General features: G+C 73.4%; 3 protein-coding genes. 2 read left to right on the top strand and 1 reads right to left on the bottom strand.

Going from position 1 to position 3,126, the window contains the following annotated elements; translation table 11 throughout:
* Positions 1–83: 83 nt before the first annotated feature.
* Positions 84–1,421, bottom strand: a complete 1,338-nt coding sequence (locus GKQ77_RS30760; RefSeq protein WP_219692397.1) for an SWIM zinc finger family protein — start codon at positions 1,419–1,421, stop codon at positions 84–86.
* 153 nt (positions 1,422–1,574) lie between these two features.
* Between GKQ77_RS30760 and GKQ77_RS30755 the strand changes: the two genes are divergently transcribed.
* Positions 1,575–2,735 (top strand): ATP-binding protein, encoded by a 1,161-nt coding sequence (locus GKQ77_RS30755; RefSeq protein ID WP_219692396.1) that lies wholly within the window; start codon positions 1,575–1,577, stop codon positions 2,733–2,735.
* The coding region (locus GKQ77_RS30750; RefSeq protein ID WP_258022269.1) for a DUF5682 family protein at positions 2,732–3,126 on the top strand (395 nt) is incomplete at its 3' end. The genes GKQ77_RS30755 and GKQ77_RS30750, both read left to right, overlap by 4 nt.

Genomic DNA, 3,126 nt, shown 5'->3' with positions numbered 1-3,126 from the left:
GGTCGCCGGGGTTTGGCGAGAGGTCTGTGTGGGCGTGGGGCTCGTTGCAGGGCTGGGCATCTGGTCCTCCTCGCGTTCGTTCCTCAGCACAGCGGCACCGTCTCTCCCGTTTCCTGGGGCCAGGCCGCCAAGGGAGTGAAGCCCCGGTGGCCGCACTCGCCGAACACCGTCAGCGGTGTGCCTCCGGACAGGGCGATCAGCCGCCACAGGCCCTGAGCGGGGGTCGACGGCGCTATGGGGAGCGCCGAAGCGCCGCCCTCGTCCGCCAGTTGCCAGCCGGTCTCGGTCCGGGCCGGTATGACCTCGGAGAGTGTCGCGGGCCAGGACTCCAGCCAGGGATCGTCCCGCAGCGCCTCGCCGTACAGGGCGGCGGCCTCCTCCGTCCGTACACCAGGTGGACGCCGCGCCGTGGGCGCCGGGGCCGTGAACTGCTCGCCCAGGTCCGCCCGCAGCTGCCGCGCGCCCGGGTACCCGGTCAGCTCCGCGTCCAGCGCGAGGCCCACCGGCAGGGCGAGCGCCGGGGCGCGGCCCGCGGCGCCGTACGAGAGGAGCAGCGCGGTGTGCCCGGAGTCCGTGCCGTACAGCCAGATGCGGCGCGTGGTCAGCTTGCTGTCCGCCGTGTCGTACTGGGAGAGGACCAGCCAGTGGTCCCGCAGCGGGGGATCCTCCGGCTGGGCGGGCAGGCCGACGCGGGAGCGGACCGTGGCCGCCAGCTCGTGCGGCAACTGGTCACGGCGGAGCCAGCCCTGGTCGAGGAGGTGCAGCAGGGCGCACTCCTCCAGGAGGCGCACCGGCCAGCCCGGCCCCGAAGAAGGTATCGCCCCCAACTCCCGCACCCGCGCGGCCAGTCCCGGCGCCTGCGCGTCGACCATGCGGGCCGCCGTCTCCTCCCACAGGCCATACCCGGACCGCTCGGCCGAGGCCGTGCCGCCGCGCAGCAGGTCAGCCAGGCGCTGCTCCAGCTCCGTCGCCCCCGCCGTGATCCGCTCGGCCCGCTTCTCCGCTCTCCTGCGCGCCGCCTCAGTGTCCGCCGGAGCCGCGGGCGAACTCCGCTTTTCCTCCGCTCTCTTGCGGCGGGACGCCAGCCACTCCTCCGCCCAGGCGGGCGGCACCCCGTCCGGCACGGTGCCGTCTCCGCCCGACCAGATCAGGAGCAGTCCCAGCGCGTGTTTGCAGGGGAACTTGCGGCTCGGGCAACTGCACTTGTACGCCGGACCCGCCGCGTCCGCGATGTCCACGACCGTCCGATACGGCTTGCTGCCGCTGCCTTTGCACAGCCCCCACACCGTCCCCTCGTCAGAACTGCCCGCCTCCGACCATGGGCCGGCGACGCCGAGTTTGCTACCCGCCTTGCGTGACGGGACGTCAGGCGCCAGTGCCAGCACCTGATCCGCCGTCCAGCGCACCCCCTGCTGAGTCATGTCTCGAAGGTAGGTCCCGCCACTGACAATCGACCTGGGCGCGGGCATTTGCCCAGGTCAGGGACGCACGAGGGGCGATTGTCAGTGGCGTGGTGCACGGTGGAGACACATCCGGGCCAGATGTGCCCGGGCGAGCTGGAGGGGGATCGCTCCATGACCGTTTCCGTCGACTCGACGACGTCCGCGACCGCGAATCCGTCGGATCCGTCAGATCCGTCGGATTCGTCCGGGCCGTCCGGGGTGCTGCGGCCTCACGCCGAACACGCCTTCGCCGCCGAACTGGCCGCGCTCGCCGCGCAGGACGACCGGCCGAGGCCGCAGCGGTGGAAGCTCTCGCCGTGGGCGGTGGCGACGTATCTGCTCGGCGGCGAGCTGCCCGACGGCACCGTGATCACCCCGAAGTACGTGGGGCCGCGCCGCATCGTCGAGGTCGCCGTCACCACGCTCGCCACCGACCGCGCCCTGCTGCTGCTCGGCGTGCCCGGCACCGCCAAGACCTGGGTCTCCGAGCATCTGGCCGCGGCGGTCAGCGGTGACTCGACGCTGCTCGTGCAGGGCACGGCGGGCACGCCCGAGGAGGCGATCCGGTACGGGTGGAACTACGCCCAGCTGCTCGCGCACGGCCCGAGCCGCGACGCCCTCGTGCCCAGCCCCGTCATGCGGGCGATGGCCGAGGGCATGACCGCCCGGGTCGAGGAGCTGACCCGCATCCCCGCCGATGTGCAGGACACGCTGATCACGATCCTGTCGGAGAAGACCCTGCCCATTCCGGAGCTGGGCCAGGAGGTGCAGGCCGTGCGGGGTTTCAACCTCATCGCCACCGCCAACGACCGCGACCGCGGGGTCAACGACCTGTCGAGCGCCCTGCGCCGCCGCTTCAACACCGTCGTCCTGCCGCTCCCGGAGAGCGCCGACGCCGAGGTCGACATCGTCTCGCGCCGCGTCGACCAGATCGGCCGCTCGCTCGACCTGCCCACGGGCCCCGAGGGCATCGACGAGATACGCCGCGTCGTCACCGTCTTCCGTGAGCTGCGCGACGGGGTCACGGCCGACGGGCGTACGAAGGTGAAGTCGCCCAGCGGCACCCTGTCGACGGCCGAGGCGATCTCCGTCGTGACGAACGGTCTCGCCCTGGCGGCCCACTTCGGAGACGGCGTCCTGCGACCCGGCGATGTCGCGGCCGACATTCTCGGCGCGGTCGTGCGCGATCCCGCGGCGGACCGGGTGATCTGGCAGGAGTATCTGGAGGCGGTCGTGCGGGAGCGTGACGGCTGGAAGGACTTCTACCGCGCGTGCCGCGAGGTGAGCGTATGACGGGGGAGCGCGCGGAGTCCGCGGCGCGGGCCGGGGGGACGCTGCTGCTCGGGGTGCGGCACCACGGTCCCGGGTCGGCTCGCGCGGTGCGGGCCGCGCTCGACGAGGCGCGGCCGGATGCCGTCCTCATCGAGGGGCCTCCGGAGGCCGACTCCTTGGTGCACCTCGCCGCCGACGAGGCGATGCGGCCGCCGGTCGCGCTGCTCGCGCACGTGGTGGACGAGCCGGGCCGCTCGGCGTTCTGGCCGTTCGCCGAGTTCTCGCCGGAGTGGGTCGCCCTCCAGTGGGCGGCCGGACGTGGCGTGCCGGTCCGCTTCATCGACCTGCCGGCGGCGAACTCGCTGGCGCGGGCCGAAGAAGGGGGCGGGCCGGCGGCCCCGGAGGGCGAGAC

Origin of the sequence: Streptomyces anatolicus, from assembly GCF_019400875.1 — a bacterium.
Taxonomy (GTDB): Bacteria; Actinomycetota; Actinomycetes; order Streptomycetales; family Streptomycetaceae; genus Streptomyces; species Streptomyces anatolicus.
Note: the sequence above shows the minus strand (reverse complement) of the source record. Positions and strands in the feature narration are given on the sequence as shown.

Coding starts and splice junctions, on each gene's coding strand:
- GKQ77_RS30760 (WP_219692397.1), bottom strand. CDS start 1,421: ATGACTCAGCAGGGGGTGCGCTGGACGGCGGATCAGGTGCTGGCACTG.
- GKQ77_RS30755 (WP_219692396.1), top strand. CDS start 1,575: ATGACCGTTTCCGTCGACTCGACGACGTCCGCGACCGCGAATCCGTCG.